At 72.7% G+C, this 16,195-nt stretch carries 16 protein-coding genes and 1 pseudogene; 4 read left to right on the forward strand and 13 right to left on the reverse strand.

All coding sequences use genetic code 11. From position 1 onward, the window contains the following. Window positions 1–4: 4 nt before the first annotated feature. The 4 genes from OG702_RS00725 to OG702_RS00740 all read right to left on the reverse strand — a co-directional run bounded on the left by OG702_RS00725 (window position 5) and on the right by OG702_RS00740 (window position 4,806). A complete protein-coding gene (locus tag OG702_RS00725) occupies window positions 5–175 on the reverse strand; it encodes a hypothetical protein (protein WP_327286860.1) in 171 nt (56 codons plus the stop codon). Between the two features lie 191 nt (window positions 176–366). Continuing rightward, window positions 367–864, reverse strand: coding sequence for a hypothetical protein (locus OG702_RS00730; RefSeq protein ID WP_327286861.1), 498 nt, complete (start codon window positions 862–864; stop codon window positions 367–369). Window positions 865–898: 34 nt separating this feature from the next. Next, the gene (gene fxsT / locus OG702_RS00735) at window positions 899–3,679 is read right to left on the reverse strand and encodes an FxSxx-COOH system tetratricopeptide repeat protein (protein WP_327286862.1); all 2,781 of its coding nucleotides are present in this window, start codon (window positions 3,677–3,679) and stop codon (window positions 899–901) included. A 410-nt stretch (window positions 3,680–4,089) separates the two neighbouring features. Further along, window positions 4,090–4,806, reverse strand: coding sequence for a hypothetical protein (locus tag OG702_RS00740; RefSeq protein ID WP_327286863.1), 717 nt, complete (start codon window positions 4,804–4,806; stop codon window positions 4,090–4,092). A 451-nt stretch (window positions 4,807–5,257) separates the two neighbouring features. Here OG702_RS00740 and OG702_RS00745 point away from each other — a divergent pair, with 451 nt between their 5' ends. Continuing rightward, on the forward strand, window positions 5,258–5,587 hold the full coding sequence (locus OG702_RS00745; protein ID WP_327286864.1) for a hypothetical protein: 330 nt from the start codon (window positions 5,258–5,260) through the stop codon (window positions 5,585–5,587). A gap of 295 nt (window positions 5,588–5,882) precedes the next feature. Next, on the forward strand, window positions 5,883–6,551 hold the full coding sequence (locus OG702_RS00750) for a hypothetical protein (protein WP_327286865.1): 669 nt from the start codon (window positions 5,883–5,885) through the stop codon (window positions 6,549–6,551). Between the two features lie 52 nt (window positions 6,552–6,603). Here OG702_RS00750 and OG702_RS00755 read toward each other — a convergent pair whose 3' ends face one another. The 4 genes from OG702_RS00755 to OG702_RS00770 all read right to left on the reverse strand — a co-directional run bounded on the left by OG702_RS00755 (window position 6,604) and on the right by OG702_RS00770 (window position 10,901). After that, on the reverse strand, window positions 6,604–7,101 hold the full coding sequence (locus tag OG702_RS00755; RefSeq protein ID WP_327286866.1) for an NUDIX hydrolase: 498 nt from the start codon (window positions 7,099–7,101) through the stop codon (window positions 6,604–6,606). A gap of 111 nt (window positions 7,102–7,212) precedes the next feature. Continuing rightward, a complete protein-coding gene (gene tpg / locus OG702_RS00760; protein ID WP_327286867.1) occupies window positions 7,213–7,770 on the reverse strand; it encodes a telomere-protecting terminal protein Tpg in 558 nt (185 codons plus the stop codon). A 4-nt stretch (window positions 7,771–7,774) separates the two neighbouring features. Then, the gene (tap, locus tag OG702_RS00765) at window positions 7,775–9,895 is read right to left on the reverse strand and encodes a telomere-associated protein Tap (protein ID WP_327286868.1); all 2,121 of its coding nucleotides are present in this window, start codon (window positions 9,893–9,895) and stop codon (window positions 7,775–7,777) included. 148 nt (window positions 9,896–10,043) lie between these two features. Then, the gene (locus tag OG702_RS00770; RefSeq protein ID WP_327286869.1) at window positions 10,044–10,901 is read right to left on the reverse strand and encodes a hypothetical protein; all 858 of its coding nucleotides are present in this window, start codon (window positions 10,899–10,901) and stop codon (window positions 10,044–10,046) included. Between the two features lie 343 nt (window positions 10,902–11,244). On the opposite strand from OG702_RS00770, the gene OG702_RS00775 reads away from it, so the two are divergent. Next, complete coding sequence (locus OG702_RS00775) at window positions 11,245–11,757, forward strand: O-acetyl-ADP-ribose deacetylase (RefSeq protein ID WP_327286870.1); 513 nt, start codon at window positions 11,245–11,247, stop codon at window positions 11,755–11,757. A gap of 95 nt (window positions 11,758–11,852) precedes the next feature. Here the strand turns inward: OG702_RS00775 and OG702_RS00780 are convergent, their stop codons facing one another. From OG702_RS00780 to OG702_RS00790, 3 genes are all read right to left on the reverse strand, one after another. Next, on the reverse strand, window positions 11,853–12,320 hold the full coding sequence (locus OG702_RS00780; RefSeq protein ID WP_327286871.1) for a lamin tail domain-containing protein: 468 nt from the start codon (window positions 12,318–12,320) through the stop codon (window positions 11,853–11,855). Between the two features lie 365 nt (window positions 12,321–12,685). Next, window positions 12,686–13,195: an FBP domain-containing protein gene (locus tag OG702_RS00785; RefSeq protein WP_327286872.1), complete on the reverse strand. Its 510-nt coding sequence runs from the start codon at window positions 13,193–13,195 to the stop codon at window positions 12,686–12,688. A gap of 75 nt (window positions 13,196–13,270) precedes the next feature. After that, a complete protein-coding gene (locus OG702_RS00790) occupies window positions 13,271–14,149 on the reverse strand; it encodes an NmrA family NAD(P)-binding protein (RefSeq protein ID WP_327286873.1) in 879 nt (292 codons plus the stop codon). Between the two features lie 89 nt (window positions 14,150–14,238). On the opposite strand from OG702_RS00790, the gene OG702_RS00795 reads away from it, so the two are divergent. Further along, window positions 14,239–14,856, forward strand: coding sequence for a TetR/AcrR family transcriptional regulator (locus OG702_RS00795; protein WP_327286874.1), 618 nt, complete (start codon window positions 14,239–14,241; stop codon window positions 14,854–14,856). Between the two features lie 39 nt (window positions 14,857–14,895). On the opposite strand, the gene OG702_RS00800 is transcribed toward OG702_RS00795, so the two are convergent. Both OG702_RS00800 and OG702_RS00805 read right to left on the reverse strand, forming a co-directional pair. Then, the gene (locus OG702_RS00800; RefSeq protein WP_327286875.1) at window positions 14,896–15,753 is read right to left on the reverse strand and encodes an SAM-dependent methyltransferase; all 858 of its coding nucleotides are present in this window, start codon (window positions 15,751–15,753) and stop codon (window positions 14,896–14,898) included. Window positions 15,754–15,821: 68 nt separating this feature from the next. Continuing rightward, window positions 15,822–16,180: pseudogene (locus OG702_RS00805) on the reverse strand (IS1380 family transposase); the annotation flags it as partial. Window positions 16,181–16,195 lie beyond the last annotated feature (15 nt).

Raw genomic sequence — 16,195 nt, forward strand, 5'->3', positions numbered from 1 at the left:
CGGATCAGATGTTCGCGTTGAACGAATAGAGTGGTTCCTGGCCGTCTTCCATCCGGAGCAGCAGCGCACGCACGGAAGCGCGAAGTCCTGCCTGCGGCAGATCGTCGATGTCCGACAGTTCCAAACCGGCCAGATCGGGAAGACCGGGCCGTTGCATATCCGCTGATGGCTCCATTGGCACCCCCGCGGACGGAATGATGGAAACACCGCCCGCACTAGATGTTGCCCCTGCCTCCGCTCCCCCGCATCGGCAGACACCGTGGGGCAATCGTAGCCTCGATTCCGCTTCTGGGACTTGTAACGGAACTGCCAGGACAGGGGTTTCGGCGGGCCGGAGAGCAGGGGCGAGGCCGCCCGTGAGGGAGGTCAGGTCCGCAGCGGGTCACCGGCGAGATGGTGGGACAGGTCGGGGAGGATGGCGGCGTCCAGCGGGCCGCGCAGGACGAAGGAGAACACCGCTGCGGGGGCGCGGGCGCGAATCGCGGCCACCGCCCGGTGGGTGCCGTCCAGGATGAGATGCGAGCCGCTGTACAGGTAGTAGGCGGCCAGGACGAGTTGGACGGGCGCCGGGCTCCGCGCGGCGCGGTCGGTGTAGAGGCTCAGGTCTTCCTCACGCCGGGGGACGGTGCTCATGTCGAGCGCGGCGGCCTCCCGGACGGTCAGCGGGGAGGCGTTCGGGGCGGCGTAGTCGACAGGGCGACCTTCGGCATCGGCGTACCACATGGTGGTCATCTCCGCGAGGCGGTCGACCGAGGTGTGGAAGTCCTGTTCGACCAGCACGTCGGGCTCGGTGATGCGGGACCAGTCGAGCCTGGCCCGGATCTGACCCGATCCGAACATGCGGGTGAACTCGGTGGTGTTCATGCTGTGCGCTCCGGATCCGACTGCCACCATGGCCTCATGCGTCTGCCCGTATCGCGGCTGCGCGTGCGGCGAGCGCCGCTGCCTCGGCCGACCGGGGATCGCCTTCCGCCAGGAGCGCGGCCAGGTCGTCGAAGACGAATGCGAGCTTGGGATGGACCGGCCCGTAGGCGAGCTCGTTGATCCGCCAGGCCTCGCGCAGGTGCCGTTCCGCCTCGTCCCGCAACCCGCAGGCCAGTTCGGCCGCGCCGAGGGACGCCATGCCTTCCGCGGCGTAGGGGTGGGCCGCCCCGTAGTCGCTCTCGTAGACGGCCAGGGCGTGGCGGAGCAGGGAGAGGCCCTCCGCGCGGTCCCCCGCACGGCACAGCACGCTTCCCAGGCTGCGCTCCGCCCATGCGGTGCTGGGGTGTTCCGGCCCGTGACTGCGCCGCAGCCCCTCGACGCACTCCTGGAGCAGGCGGCGGGCCTTGGCGTGCTGCCCGAGCAGAACGGCTGCCTCCGCTGCCAGTTGTTTCCTGCCGACCAGATCGCGATGGTCCGGGCCGACCTGCTGTTCCAGCTCGTCGATGGACCGCTCCGCGCGCTCACCGACGGCCCGGATCAGGTCCTGATCCCCCAGCAGTTCGGCGAAGGCGAGCTCCATGGGTTCGAAGCGCGGCCTGCGCGCCCCGGCGGCGTCCCAGTGGGCGTCGGCGGAACGTATCCATCGCACAGCGTCCCGGTAGTCGCCGCGGCGCCACTGGATGACGGCCAGCGTCCTCTCCACCATCGGGGTCCCTTCGCCCACCGCCATCACGGTCGACGCGGGTGCGTCCCGCAGCAGGTGGTGGGCGTGCTCGGCATGCCGGTAGGCCTCGTCGAGTTCGGAGAACTCGACCAGGACACGGGACAGCGTGTGGAAGGCGAGGATCTGCGCCGCGGTGTCGGTTCCTTCAGAACAGGCGGCCACGGCGGACTCGGCGGTGCTGCGCGCCGCGGGAAGGTCGGCCAGCCGGTAGCGGGCCAGCGCGTGCCGGGCCGCCGCGGTGATGAAGGACGCGCTGGACCCGCCGGAGGTCTCCCGGGCGAGGTCGACAGCGGTCTGGAAGAGTGCGTCCGCCGTGGAGAAGTTGCCCCGTTCCAGCTGGTACTCGCCGCAGCGCAGGGCGAGCACGGAGATGCGGGCGCGTACGGCGTGCGAGGTGCCGGCGGCGAGCCCGGCGGCCGGCAACCGCGCCGCCCGCGCCACCAGGACGGCCGCGTGCGTGGTCAACCGGTCGCAGTCGGGCCACTGGTCGGGATCGTCGACGTGCTGGGGCAGCGCGGCGAGCACCAGAGCGGCCGCGTCGGCCAGCCATCCGGCGGCCTCCTCGGCATCGAGATCCGCGAGGACGGCGTCCTGCACGAGGCGGTGCAGTTGCAGGCTGTCAGGGGCGGCTTTCACCAGGGAGTATTTGACGAGACTCCGTACTGCCGCGTCGAAGGCCAGAGCGTCGCCGAGCACCGGTGTCAGCGCTCCGCTGACGGCGCTCGCGTGCTCGTGCAGCATCCGGCGCGGGATGTCGTCGGGTGCGAGCGTGGCGCACAACTTCATCAGCTCCCGCGCCCCTGGCGTCTCCTGATCGCTCCGCCGCAGGGACAGCTCCCAGGTCAGCGCGACCGGATGCGAGGCGGGGTCCGGCCGGTACCGGGTCAGCAACCGCGCGCGGGACGTACCGAGCAACTCGTCGAACTGCTGCAGTGTGGTTCCCGACTGGCGCACGTAGGCGGCCACGTGGGAGAGCGCGAGGGGAAGCCGGCCGAGCTGTTCGGCGATCGCCGCCGCCGCTGCCCGCGCCTCGCGCGCCGGGGGTCCCTCGCTTGCCGCGAGCAGCATGTCCGTTGCCGCCGACTCGCTGGGCAGCGGTACTTCCATCCGGTCGCGTGCTCTCAGCAAGTCGGCCCAGTCCGGTTGCCTGCTGGTGATGAGCAGGTGGACGCCGCTGCTGTGCGGCCACACCTCCCGCAGTTGCGCGTCGGGTTCGGCGTTGTCGAGGATCAGCAGGACGTCCTGGGAGCGAGCGAGGACGTGGAGCAGCTCGCGGAGCATCACCGGCATGTCGGGGTCGCCCCGGACGCCGAGTTCCGCGGCGAGGTCGGCGAGGTCGGCCCGAAGATCGGCCGCGGTCTCCGCTCTGACCCACCAGATGGTCTCGTAGTAGTGGTGGAACCGGTGGGCGTATTCCAGTGCGAGGCTGGTCTTGCCGACTCCGCCGAGCCCCCATAAGCAGACACCGCGGGGGCCCGCCGGTGCCGTGTCCGCCACCAGCGACCGGTGGATGCGGGCGAGCAGGTCGTCACGTCCGACGAAGGTCCGGTCCGCCGGCGGCAGGCGGCACAGCACGGGGCGGTCGGCGGGGAACGGCGCGGGATGCGGTGACCCGGGATCGGGGGTGGCCGGGTGGCCTGGTGCCGGTGGTTCCGCCGCTGTCGCTGTCGCTATCCCGAGCCGGTGCAGTGCCTCCCGCAGGATCTCGCCGGCCCGGGATGCGTCGGCGCCGCTGAGGTCGATGAGGTGCTCGACCGCGCGCAGGCCGGGGAGCGGGTCGCGGTCCACCCGTACGATCACCGTCCGGGACGCGGCCAACTGGTCGTCCGTACCGGCCCATACGGGCTCGGGCTGGGTGGTGCGCTGTTGCCCGGCGCGGGTGGCGGACAGCAGGACGAGCGTCCAGCACCCCGGCTCTTGAAGGCCGGGCGGAAGCCGGTCGGTGTCCGATCGCAGCAGGGCGTCGATGCCCGGGCCGGCCGACTCCGCGATCCACGTCGCCCACATGCGGTCGTACGGAGCGTGATCCACGGACACCCGTACCGCAGCGGCGGGTTGATGCGAGGCGGGCGCGAGGGGCAGCCGACGCCGGCCTTCCCGCCACAGGCCGCCGTACACGGTCCCGGCAGCCACGAGGGAGCTGAAGGCTGCCAGAGTGATGCTTGCGGCGCTCTGCGGACCCGACATCTGGGCGGCCAGACCTGCGTATGCCCCCAGGCCGACCAGTCCTCCCCCGGCGGCCGGGATTCCGTGCGCACGTGCCGCCCGCCGCACCCGCACCCAGCGCGGACGGCGCGGCGGCGAAATCGACGGTGTCATCGCGCTCGTCGCAGTCGACGGCGGCAACGACGCTCCTTCTTCCGGAACGGCCATGAGATCCCCCGAACCCCACCTTGCCACCGCTAAGGGGTCCGGAAACCTGAAGGCCTCATTCGCCCGGGCTAATTTCCGCGGGTCGGGGGCTTCTTCCCGGCCGACTCGGCGGCCGCCTGCTCGGCCGCCTTCCTGGCCATGGCCTTCGCCGCGGGCGGGTTCTTCGGTCCCGGCTTCCTCGCGGCCCGCTCGGCCCTCGCCTTCCCGGCCATCGCCTTGGCCTTCGCGGCCGGGGGGTTCTTCGCGCCGGCCGCGTGGGCGGAAGGCTTTCCGCTGCTCGCGGACTTCTGAGCCCGGCGCGGGGAGGACGGCGGGGGCTGCACTTCTTCCTCGGTGTCGCCAGGCTTCCCCTCGGCCGGCTTCTCCTCGGCCGCCTCGCCCTGGTCCGCCTCGTCCTGGTCCGCCTCGTCCTCGGAATCCCCGGCCTCCTGCCGTGCCCCGTCGGTGTCGTCGTCGCCCTCCGCACCGGTCTCCGCCGTGCCCGCGCCGGCGGCGGATGCTTCCTTCGCGGGTCCCTCGGGGGTCTCGGGCTTCCCGGGGGCGTCGGCCTCCAGCAGCATTCGCGTCCGCTGTTCCAGGGCGCTGGTGAGGGATTCGGTGACCCGCTCGAACTGCGGGCTCTCCGACAGTTTCCTGATCCCCTGGCCGATCAGGGACATGGGGTCCATTGCGCGGCCTGTCGCCAGGGACAGCAGGCCGAGAGCGAGCTTCTCCTTGTTGTTGCGGCCGACGACATATCCGGCCGCGACGCTTGCGGCAACAATTGACCTGGTTCTGGAATCCATAGCCATCGCCCTTTGGGAGAGTGCGGTCAGGCTCGTGGAGGCGTGCGCTGCCCCGCCGTCGACCGCTGCCTCGGCGGGATGGCGGACCAACTGACCGGGACGCCAGTTCGGAAAGCGCCGGACCGGGAGGGCGAGGCCTCGTCCAAGGACACGCCCACCACATCAACCATCCTGCACCTGGGCGGCACGCGCATCTTCCGGGCGGGCATCCGGTGCTCTCCGTGCCGGTTTCCGGGCGTCGCGGGGGCCCGAGGGCATGTCCTGGCCGTGCACGGCCCGGCCCGCTGCCCGTGACCGGCGCGGTCGCATGGCAGTGGGTCGGCCACCGTCCGCCGGCATCCACACACTCTCCGTCGCCGCATCCTGAACCGCGCCCCTGCCGGCGGTCCGGCGGCGGGACAGCCGGTATTCACCGTTGCGACAGGCTGCCTGGCGAATGGAGACTGCGGGCATGCAGTCGTTCCCCGCGAATCCGGACAGTCTCGACGGCCCTGTCACGCTGGTCGACGATCAGGGCACCTCATGGGTGCTCCACCGCAAGCGGGTTGACCTGCGTGTCGTCCGGCGGCTCGTCAAGGACCCCGGCACGCCGGTGGTGTGGGGGGACATGGCGGGCATCGTGCCGCGTCCCACGACGGATGCGGAACGGCCCGGGCTCTGGATCCGAATCAAGGGCGCGTACCGGGGGCCGGGGGGAGACGGGTCCGCCGGTCGCTATCTGGCCCATGAATTCCGCGCGGAGTCGGGGCGCCTTCTGCTCTACGTCGAGGACGACTGCTGAGGCCACCCGGGTGCCGCCGGCCGGACGGCGGGATGTCGGACGGGCCTGGGAGAATGCGGGCGTGATCGACACAGGGCAGGGCTCCGGGGGCGATGCCGGCAGCGGTCTGGGGCGTCTCCTGGCCGTCATGCCGGGGCTGTCAGCGTTCGCACGGACTGTCGTCGCGCTCCGCCCGCGGCGCGGGGAGCCCGGGGTTCGCGACAGCCATGTCGGCGGGCCGATGCTCTGGCCGGCGGAGGAAGCCTGGCCGCACTGCACGCACGGCGACCACGGGCGCGGGAAGGATCCGGCGCCGATGGTGTCCGTGGCGCAGCTGTACGCCGCCGACGTCCCCGGGATCGCCTTCCCCGAGGGCACCGGCCTGGTGCAGGTCCTGTGGTGCCCCGAGCCGCACGACCTCCCGGAACCGGCCTTCCAGGGCAAGGAGTGCCGGGTCCTGTGGCGCCGGTCCGGAGGCGTCGAGCACGGGCCGGGGGTGCAGCCCGACCCCTGGCAGCGCTGGGACCCGGAGTGGGACGAGGTCCCCATGCCTTGCACCGTGCACCCCGAGGCGGTCGCGGAATACCCCTGGTGGGAGGAGCTTCCGCCCGCGCTCCGCATCCGGTTGGAGGACTCGCGCGAGCTGATGGATCTCTACTGGCAGGAGAGCCTGACGGGTGGCTGGAAGGTCGGCGGCAGCAAGTCCTGGGCCTCCAGCGACATGCCGGCGGGCATGGACTGCCCGCGGTGCGGCTCACCCCTGGTCCTGCTGCTCCAGGTGGACTCCTACGAGAGCCTGCCGCTCGTGTCGGAGGACCCGCACACCTACCTGTGCACCGTCACCGGGCAGCGGGTGGTCTGGGGGACCGCAGAGTGCACTCTGGCGATGGAGCCCACCGGATTCCGGGTCGACGACGTCGCCGACGCCGGGATCGTCGTCTGCTCCACCGACCCGCGGCACCTGGCCCTGTACTTCACCCAGTAAGGGTCCGCGCCCTGGACGGGACGGTCTTCCCGCGTGCCGATCGGGCCGGCGCTCACTCGCCGAGGCGCACCGGGGTCTCCGGGGGGCCGCCGGAGAGCAGCGTCGCCAGCGCGCCGGCCAGGTCGCGGGGCGAGAACAGCTCGGCACCCCGGTAGCCGATGATGTGCTGCGGCCGCCACCACTCGAACCGGGTGACGTTCTCGGCCGCGAGCTCGTCGTCGGACAGCGCGCCGCGGGGGTCGAAGGATGCGGTACGTATGAGGAAGTAGTCGTTGATCACACCGTCGAAACCGGCCGCGTGGCCCGGGTCGAGGACCACCTGGTGCCATACGTGCGGCGGGTCCGCGGCGCAGGTGAGGCCCACCTCCTCCCGCAGCTCGCGGCGCAGCGCCGTCAGCAGGGATTCGCCGGCTTCGACGCCGCCGCCAGGGGCCGCCCAGACGACCATCGGGCCGTCCGGCTTGGCGAAGACGAACCGGCACAGCAGGATGCGGTCGTCCTCGTCGAGGATGACCGCGCGAACTGCGTGACGCAGATGCACCGTTGACATCCGGGAACGATATCGGGTGGCGCCCCGGGGGTTCACCGCCGCCCTCCGCTGTGATCCGCCGCCGCGGCGACGCGGCTCCGCGCGCGGCCCGGCTCGCTGCGACGGCCGGGCTCAGAAGGAGACGTCGAAGTAGTCGATGTCGGTGATGTCGACTTCGAGGCCCTGGGCGCGGGCCCCGTTGTCCTTGAAGTAGATCTCCTGGAGGCCCTCGGCGACGATCCCGCGCAGCGCCTGGTCGCCGGCGCCCTGCTGCTGCGCGTCGAAGAGGCGGGCCGCGTACTGCGGCGGGAGGTGCACGGTCAGCCTTCGCATGCGGGGGTCGTCGGTGGTGCCGACCGGGGCGGTGTAGCCGAAGCGCGCGCGGGTCTCCACCGTGATGCCGGTGGCGGTCGCGGCACGTCTGCGGGCCTGCTGGCGGACGCGGGGCTGCCACGCCCTGGCCACCTCGCGGGCCAGCGCCTCCCGCAGGGCGGCCCGGGGGTTCTTGCGCTGCCGGGCGAGATAGCGCTCCACCGTGCGCTGGGAGACGCCCAGGCGTGCCGCGACCGCCCTCGTGGACCCCTTCTCGGCCTTCAGCAGCAGCCGCATCTGCGCCACCGGTGTCTTGGGCGGCCTGCGGGTGAACTGCTCCGTTCCCGCCCGGTCGATCGCCTCGTCGATGTCCCCCACCGCTCTACTCCCCCTCGTCCAGGACGGCGTCGTGGCCGTCGCCCTTGACGTGCCGGGCCGGGTTGAGACCCTGGTCCATCAGCTCGACCGCCCACATCATGGGCTGCACGCCCTCCACTTTCGCCAGCCCGGGCCCGGCACCGAGCCGGAAGGAGCCAGGGAGCACCCGCCCCTCGTCGGTGAGCGGCAGGAAGTCCATCGGCGAACGGCCGGGGCTGGCGTAGACGACGCAGTCCGACAGCACTCCGAGCGGATAACGACCCGTCGTGGCAGCGGTCTTGAGCATCTTGCGGTGCATGTTCGTGCGCGCCTTGGCGATGACCGCGGCCCTGATGTCCGGCCGCCACGTGGGACGTTCCAGCGCGGGCCACCGCTCTCCCTCCACGTAGCGGCGGCCCTGCGGGCGCTCGCGGAGTTTCCCGATGCCGTTCTTCACCGTCGACTTGATCGCCGACAGCACCATGGCCATACCCGGGTCGGCCTGCTTGTGGTGCTCCATCGCCGCCAGGAACTCCTGCTCGCCGACGTCCTTGCCGGACGGCACGCCGAGGTCGGCCATCGTGGCGAGATAGGCCTCGCGCAGCCGGTCGTGCCAGGGGTCGAGATACGCGCCGGTGTCGAACCGCAGGAAGGCCTCCAGCGGCCTCACCTCGGCGCCCAGCTCCACCGCGTAGGCGACGGTCGGGGTGGCGTACCAGGCGGGTCCGGCCGGCTGCTCGCCGGACGGGGTGAACGGGCTGGGCAGCCGGGGGTCGACGGCCACGTGCGAGAGGTCGACACGCCAGGCGCCGGGGATCTTCTTGTCGAACACCGGCCGGCTGCGGTGGACGGGTGCGTCCAGACCCACCGTCAGCCGGTTGGCCGCAGCGAGGAACGCGGTGTTGATGTCGATGCCCACCGCCCAGGGCAGCAGGCACTCCTCGTCGGTCAGGGTCTCCATCGGGCGCACCCACTGGTACGCCTCCTCGTCCAGGAAGCCGCCGCCGGCCGCTTTCCAGTCCTGTGCGACGGGGTGCTCAGCCGGGGCCTCCGGCGGCGCCGGATCCAGTACGGCGGTCAACGCGCCGGGGTTGGGTGCCGAGACCCAGCTGCCGTCCTGGTCGCGCTCCGGCCGGGTCGGCGGTCGCAGCGCGGACATCAGCTCCAGGCCCGAGGTGGCCGCGGAGCCGCGCGGGGTGAGCACCCGGGCCGCGTACGTACCGAGGACGTAGGCCAGTTCCGGCGCCGGCAGATCCGCGGCTGCGCCCCATGACCGCGGGTCCAGCGCGTCCCAGGACACGACGGCGAGTTGCACGCACTGCCGCTGCCCGCCTTGCGCGGGCCGGTAGACGCGCGGCCAGGGCCCGAAGCCGCGCTGGGTGAGCTTCCAGCGGGCGCGGGTGATCTGCTGGACCACCTTGTGGTCGTCGGGCAGCCGCAGGCCCCGTCGCGCCTCGAAGCCCTCCAGGCGGGCGGGCAGTCCGAGCCGGACGGCGGCCGCCTCGGTGAGCACCACCAGCGGATCGGCGTCCTTGCCGAACCGGTGCAGCCGGCCGGATCCGATGCCTGCCTCCGCCAGGGTCCACTCCACCAGCGCGGGCACGGTGGTGGCGGGGCAGTCCAGCACGATCCCGCCGACGCCGTACGCCGACCCGTCGCCGTCCAGGACCAGCAGTGGTCCGTGCCGGAAGCGCGGGTCCTGCGGGGCCGGTTCGGCCGGCCGGGCCGTCCTCCTCGCCGCCGGTGTGCGGTACGGCGTCCGGGCCGCGGGGGCCGGGGCGGTGGCCACGGGCGCAGGCGCGGGCCCGCTAGGCGTCACGGGCGCGGCGGGGGCGGCGGCCGGCGGCGCGGCCGGCTCGGGGATCGGGGTGAACGCCTCGGGCTCGGCGGCGGTGGCGAGGGGATAGCGCTCCGCCCAGCCCTCCAGCAGCCGGATGTACGGGCCGCGGCGCGGGGGGCGGGGTTCGGCCCGGCCGTTCTCCCAGTTCTTCACCGACTGCGTCGTCGTTTGCAGCCTCGCCGCGAGCCGGGCCTGGGTCAGCCCGGCCGCCTCCCGCAAGCGCGCACGCTCGGCCGGTTCGGGAAGCTCCGGCTCCCCCGCCAGCAGATCGTCGACCGCCGCGAACAGCTCTTCCTCAGTGGGCATCGGAACAGGCCACCTCCCGGCGGCACACTATCGGATTTAGCCCCGGACTTAACCGTCCGGTGCGGCGTGTCGCGCCGCCTGCCGGGGCGTCCGCGACTCCGCGATCACCGGACAGCGCGAGTCGTCTCGGAGTCGTCTCGGAGTCGTCTCAGAGGAGCACGAGGAGGAGGATCAGGAGTGCGAGTCCGCCCAGGACGCCGGCGGCGATCTGCCCGCCGCGGTGCCGGGAGGGCAGGGTGCGGACCTGCAGGGTGTCGTCGCGCGGGTAGACGTAGTAGATCCGGTGCGCCTGTTGATGGACCTGGACCCGGGCCAGCGGGAGGTACCGCAGGGTGGCGCGCCGGGCGATCTCGTCGGTCTGCTCGGCCAGCCGGGTCCGCAGGGTCGCGAACTGGGCCGCCAGGTCGGACGGCAGCGGGTCGTGGTGCGCCAGCGTGGTCTCGCGCCACTGGCCGGTCTCGCCGGCGCGCCATCTGGCCAGCCGGGCGGGCCCTGTAGCAGGCAGCCGTATCGCCTCGTTCCTGCGGGTGCGGGTGATGACGCCCTCGGTCCAGCTCACCGACCCGCCGGTGCCGCCGCAGCTCTTGTGCACCACGGTGCCCTCGCTGTGGCAGGCGGGGCACGCGCGCCTGCCCTTGCCCTCGCAGGTCGGGCAGGGCACCTGGCCCTGCCCGTGGCACCCGGAGCAAGCGGTCTTCGCCGTACCGCACTTGCGGCAGTTGACCCGCTCGTCCGTGGGCGTGGCGATGTCGGTGCTGGTCCCGCCCTTCGCGCGGCCGGTGCCGTGGCAGCGCGCGCACGGGTTGATGCCGTGACAGGTCGCGCAGGGGGCGGTCGCCGCGCAGTCCAGGTCGCCCCGGCCCCCGCAGCGCGAGCAGACGACCTGTCCGTTGCCGCATTCGCAGAGCTTCTCCACCACCGAGCCGCGGAGCACCAGCTTCCTGGTCTCGCTCGGGTAGGGGTACTTGGGCGGGTCGAGTGCGACAGCGGCGAGCGTGTCGTACACCGGCCGGTCCGCCAGATCGATCGGGCCGTCGTGCCGCTGCCTGCCTCTCCGCGCGGGTCTCGATGCAGCGTTCTATGCTGCCTTCGAGCAGGGGGTACCAGGTGATCTCGGCTGCGCCCGGCAGGTCGGCCGCCACGGGGCCGCCGGTTCCCAGATGGCGCTGGACGGCCTCAAGAACGTCCTTCTCGTTGAGCACGACGATCCCCCTTCGCACCGCCGCTGCCCGGCAGGGCCGCGACCCGCGCCCGAGTGCGTGGTTCCGACACGTTAGCGGGCCCGCGTACCCGGCCGGGAGGGATCAGTCGAATGGCCTGGCGGTACGGCGGTAGGTCAGCATGGGACCATGACGGCCATCTCGCTCGTGCAGGGCGACATCACCCAGCAGCGCGTCGACGCCATCGTCAACGCGGCGAATTCCTCGCTCCTCGGCGGCGGCGGGGTCGACGGCGCCATCCACCGCCGCGGCGGTCCGGAGATCCTGGCGGCCTGCCGGGCGCTGCGCGCCTCGCACTACGGCAAGGGACTCGGCGTGGGACAGGCCGTGGCCACTCCCGCGGGACGCCTGGACGCGCGCTGGGTGATCCACACGGTGGGTCCTGTGTGGTCCGCGACCGAGGACCGCTCGGCGCAACTCGCCTCCTGCTACCGCGAATCGCTGCGGGTCGCAGATGAGCTGGGCGCGGTGTCGGTCGCCTTCCCCGCCGTCTCCACCGGGGTCTACGGGTGGCCGCTCGACGACGGGGGGCGCATCGCCCTGGAGACCGTACGCGACTCCCGGACCGCGGTGGCCGACGTGCGGTTCGTGCTCTTCGACGAGACGGCCTACGCGGCGTTCGCACGGCGGCAGCAGGAGTGAGGTCCGGGCGGCGGCGGCCAGTCGTGCCGGCGCCCCGCCGCCCGATCGGGTGGCGGGGCGCGGCGGCCGGCCGGGAGCCGGCGCTCGGTCGCGGGTCAGCGGTGGTGCCGGCCACCCCACGACTCGGTGTCCACCACGTGCCCGCGGCCGTCGCGGAGGGTCGCGGTGTCGCGGCTCTTGTCGAACACCGAGGCGCGGCGGTCCTGGTAGAGGTCGCGGTCGGTGTTCCGCCCGTTGCCGGTGTGGATCCGTACGGACTGGTGGCCGCGCAGGCTCACGTGTCCGAAGCGGTAGACGTGGTGGTCGGCGTCGGTGAGGGTCCAGCGGTCGAGCCTGACCGAGTGGCGTCCCTTGTTGGTGACGGTGACCCACTCCTCGTTCAGCGAGCGGTTCGACCGGACGTCCGACCCGCGGCCGGCGTGGTGGACGTCGCCGATGACGACCCGCGAGCGCGCCGGGCCGCTCCGGCCGTGGTCCGCGGCGGAGGCGGGCAGGGCGGCGGCGGCCACGATCGCTCCGGCGGCGAGGGCGGCCGAGACGAGGCGGAAGGCAATACGGGACACGTAGTCCCCTTTCATGTGAGCTTCATGCGTCGACGGCAGGGCCGTGACCTGTGGTGCATGCCCCGGCGGGTGCCGAGGAGCACCACTGTGGCGGGACTTCGCCCGGGCGGGCAGGGGGAACCGCACGGCGTTACAGGATCTGGACATATCAGTAACTGTCGGATGTGCGATGCGCGGGATTGATCACCCGGGCGTGTCGCCGGGGGCGCCCGCGGGACCCGCCTTGCGGCTACCGGCCTCCCGCACATCCGCCACCCGACCGGCCACCCCGAACGCGCGGACGAAAGGGTCGTCGTGGCGCATTCGGGAGCGTAACGCCCGGAGCAGCCGAAGCCGGGTCCGGGTCCGGCGCGTCCACCGGCGGGTCAGGCGGCGGTGCCGGTGACCTTGGCCAGGAAGGCGTCCAGATTGCGGCGGGTGCGGGCGATGTGCTCGTCGAGGGTGAGGGTCTCCTCCATGCGCCGCACCAGCGCGGTGGTCTTCTTGCCGCGGATGTAGAGCGAGCATGCCAGGTCCGCGCACATGTACAGCGCCACCGTGTTGCCCTGGCGGCCGGCCGGTCCGGCCAGCGGGGCCGCCAGCAGGTCGACACCGCCGCCGCCGTGCCCGGTCAGGCACAGCCCGCACAGGCTGCTCCGCAGCAGGTTCCGCCGGGCGCCGGGGGCGACCCGCAGGGTCAGGCCGACCGGGTCGCCGCCGGCCACCGGGCTCACCAGATAGGCCCGGTCCGGCGCCCCCGGGTCCCGCCATCCCAGGAAGTCCAGGTCGGCCCACGGCAGGTCCGGCAGGTCCCGCGGCAGGCTGACCCGCTTGGCCTCCCCCTTGGAACAGTTCACGAAGCTGGCGCGGAGGTCGGCGTCGGTCAGAGCATCCATGGCCGCGACGCTACCGGTCGCCCGCTCGCGTTCTCGAACGGTTTTCCGGTGCCCCGGCGGGTGCCGCCGGCGAGGTCAGGCCGCCACGACGGGCCGCAGCACGTCCTGGCACCACTCCCGGAAGGTCGTCGGGCAGGCGACCCTCGACCCGGACGGCGCGCTGCCGTAGATGCCCGCCTCGACCGCGGCCGCCATGTCCAGCAGTCCCTGGACCCACGCGCCGCTCATCCCATGGCCGAGCATCTGCGACCGGTGGGCCTCGGCGGGGATCTGCCGGTAGGCGATCGGGCGGCCCAGCACCTCGGACATCGTCCCGGCCATGTCGTCGGGAGACAGGTCCTCGGGGCCCGGCAGCGCGATGTCGTCCTGGCCGGTCCAGGAGTCGTCGAGCAGCAGCGCGGCCGCGGTGGCGGCGACGTCGCGGGTGGCGCAGGCCGGACCCTTGTGGTCGGCGGGCAGCAGGCCGAAGAACGCGCCCTGGTCCCTGATCGGCCCGACCTGCCAGAGCAGGTTCTCCATGAAGCCGGGCATGCCGAGCGAGCGGTAGTTCACCCCGGTGCTCTCGATCAGCTGGTCCATCGCGAGGACCGCGGAGACCTGCCCGGCCTTCCTGGCCCTCCCCCGGCCCAGGCTGGAGACGCCCACCACCCGCCGCACGCCCTGGGCGCCGATCGCGTCGCACAGCGGCCGGGTGAAGTCGATGGCGTGGCCGTGGACGCTCGCTGCGTGCGGGTCCGGCGGCAGCACCCACAGCACGCTGTCGGCCCCGGCGCAGACCTCGGCGACGGCGCCCGGGTCGTCGGTCGACCCCTTCACCACCTCGATCCGGTCACGGACCTCCGGGGACAGCCGGAAGGGGTCACGGGCGATCACCCGGACCGGCGCACCGGCCTCGATGACCCGCGCGAGGACCTGGTGCCCGATACTTCCGGTGGGTGTGGTGACGACGATCATGTCTCTCTCCGATCCGTGCCCGAGCAGCCGAACAACCGAGCAGAAGTAAACTCTACCGTACCGTTTACTTCTCTGCAGAGGGAGGGCGCATGGCAAGGCGCGGCGACGAACTGCGGGACCACATCCTGCACACCGCGAAGGACGTCTTCCTCGAAACGGGCTTCGAGCGTGCCTCGATGGACGCGCTCGCCGCCCGCGCGTCGACCTCGAAGCGGACCCTCTACGCGCACTTCGAGAGCAAGGACAAGCTCTTCCTGGCCGTCGTCGACCTGGTGCGCGAGCTCTACCTCGACCGGCTCAGGACGCCCGCCGAGTACGCGGACGACGACACCGAGGCCGTGGTGCTCTTCTGCGGCCGCTTCCTGCAGACGCTGCTGTGGGCCCCCACGCTGCGCATGTGCCGGCTGGGCATCACCGAGGCCGAACGGCTCCCGGAGGCGTCGGCCCGCTACTACGACGCCATCTTCGACTCGGCGCACCAGCGGCTCGCCGACCACCTCGGGCTGCGGTACGGCCTGCCGGCGGCGGACCGTACCCGGATCGCGCACGACCTCCTCGGGCGCACCCTCCACCCGCGCTTCCTGCGGGCGCTGTTCGGCACAGAGCAGCTGCTCACCGAGCGCCCGGGCAAGGAGTCGATCGCCGCGGACGTCGACCTCGCGCCGATCCGTGCGGCGGTCGCCGCCGCCCTGCCGACGCGCCGATGACCGCTCGCGCGCCGGCCGCGGGGACCGCCCTGCCGCCGGCTACGGCTTGATGCCGACGCCCACCCACAGGCTCACGTCCTCGTCCGTGACCAGCGGGGTCTCGATGCGGGTCGACTCCTCCGGGCGCCAGCGGTGGCCGACGGCGATCCCGGGGTCGATGAGGTCGAGGCCGTCGAAGAAGCGCGCGACCTCCTCGCGGGTACGGACCTGGCCCGGGGTCCCCGCGCTGCGGTAGACGCCCTCCACCTCCGCCCAGACCTCGGGCGCGAAGTCCGGCGTGCAGTGGCTGATCGCCAGCGCGGAGCCCGACGGCAGCCCGGCCATCAGCCGGGCCACGATGCCGTACGCGTCACGGTCGTCGGGGATGAAGTGCAGCAGCGCGTTCAGGCTCAGCGCGACAGGCCGTGACAGGTCCAGCGTGGCGGTGACCGTCTGGTCGGACAGGATCGAGTCCGGCTGTGTCACATCGGCCTGGACGTAGGCGGTGCGGCCCGCGGGGGTGCTGCGCAGCAGGGCGCGGGCGTAGTTCAGCACGATCGGGTCGTGGTCGATGTACACCACCCGCGCGTCGTCGGCGATGCTCTGCGCGACCTCGTGCAGGTTCGGCGAGGTCGGGATACCGCTGCCGATGTCCAGCCACTGCCTGATCCCGTGGGAGCGGGCCAGCACGCGGGTGGCCCGGTGCATGAAGTCGCGGTTCTCCACCGCGCTCAGGAAGATGCCGGGGAAGATCGTCGCGACTTCGTTCGCGGCCTCGCGGTCGGGGCGGTAGTTCGTCCGCCCGCCGAGGTAGTAGTCGTACATCCGTGCGCTGTGCGGGATGTCCGTCCGGATGCCCGCCTGCAGCTCGGCTGCCGACTCGGACTCCGCATCGCCGAGCGCTGTCCCATCCGCCATGTCCACAACCCCGCCGCCGCTCAGACCCGGGGTTGCCCCCGGTAACCACCGGTCGTCTCGCGCCCATCATAGGCCCGGTCGCCGGCCGCCTCAGCCGCCGACTCGGACAACATCCTCAAGGAGGCGACGGGGCCGAACACGTCCTTTGGTCGCGCAGCAGGGCCAGGTCGGAGATGGCCTGGCCGCCGTCGGCGAGCATCACCGCCAGATCGACCCCGATCCTGCCCGGGTCATGGCCAGTGCCGCGCGGACGTAGGCGGCGCAGCGCGTCGGTGAAGGCCGCGGTCAGGCCGGTGACATCCGCGAGGTCGGCCAGCAGACGGGACCCGGCGTGGCTGACCACCCCACGGCCGTCGGCCGAGACAACGGGTTTGGGACGCGACCCGGTCCTCTGCACGCAGAAAGTGACTTCTCGCTGTGATGACAGAAGCCCTGGACAGAC

Origin of the sequence: Streptomyces sp. NBC_01198, assembly GCF_036010485.1 — a bacterium.
Taxonomy (GTDB): Bacteria; Actinomycetota; Actinomycetes; order Streptomycetales; family Streptomycetaceae; genus Actinacidiphila.

What these genes read in the sequence shown, in the direction of transcription:
- OG702_RS00755 (WP_327286866.1), bottom strand. Translation starts at nt 7,101, where the DNA reads ATGTCAACGGTGCATCTGCGTCACGCAGTTCGCGCGGTCATCCTCGAC.
- OG702_RS00795 (WP_327286874.1), top strand. Translation starts at nt 14,239, where the DNA reads ATGGCAAGGCGCGGCGACGAACTGCGGGACCACATCCTGCACACCGCG.
- OG702_RS00730 (WP_327286861.1), bottom strand. Translation starts at nt 864, where the DNA reads ATGAACACCACCGAGTTCACCCGCATGTTCGGATCGGGTCAGATCCGG.
- OG702_RS00790 (WP_327286873.1), bottom strand. Translation starts at nt 14,149, where the DNA reads ATGATCGTCGTCACCACACCCACCGGAAGTATCGGGCACCAGGTCCTC.
- OG702_RS00750 (WP_327286865.1), top strand. Translation starts at nt 5,883, where the DNA reads ATGGTGTCCGTGGCGCAGCTGTACGCCGCCGACGTCCCCGGGATCGCC.
- OG702_RS00775 (WP_327286870.1), top strand. Translation starts at nt 11,245, where the DNA reads ATGACGGCCATCTCGCTCGTGCAGGGCGACATCACCCAGCAGCGCGTC.
- OG702_RS00725 (WP_327286860.1), bottom strand. Translation starts at nt 175, where the DNA reads ATGGAGCCATCAGCGGATATGCAACGGCCCGGTCTTCCCGATCTGGCC.
- tap (WP_327286868.1), bottom strand. Translation starts at nt 9,895, where the DNA reads ATGCCCACTGAGGAAGAGCTGTTCGCGGCGGTCGACGATCTGCTGGCG.
- OG702_RS00745 (WP_327286864.1), top strand. Translation starts at nt 5,258, where the DNA reads ATGCAGTCGTTCCCCGCGAATCCGGACAGTCTCGACGGCCCTGTCACG.
- OG702_RS00785 (WP_327286872.1), bottom strand. Translation starts at nt 13,195, where the DNA reads ATGGATGCTCTGACCGACGCCGACCTCCGCGCCAGCTTCGTGAACTGT.
- OG702_RS00740 (WP_327286863.1), bottom strand. Translation starts at nt 4,806, where the DNA reads ATGGATTCCAGAACCAGGTCAATTGTTGCCGCAAGCGTCGCGGCCGGA.
- OG702_RS00800 (WP_327286875.1), bottom strand. Translation starts at nt 15,753, where the DNA reads ATGGCGGATGGGACAGCGCTCGGCGATGCGGAGTCCGAGTCGGCAGCC.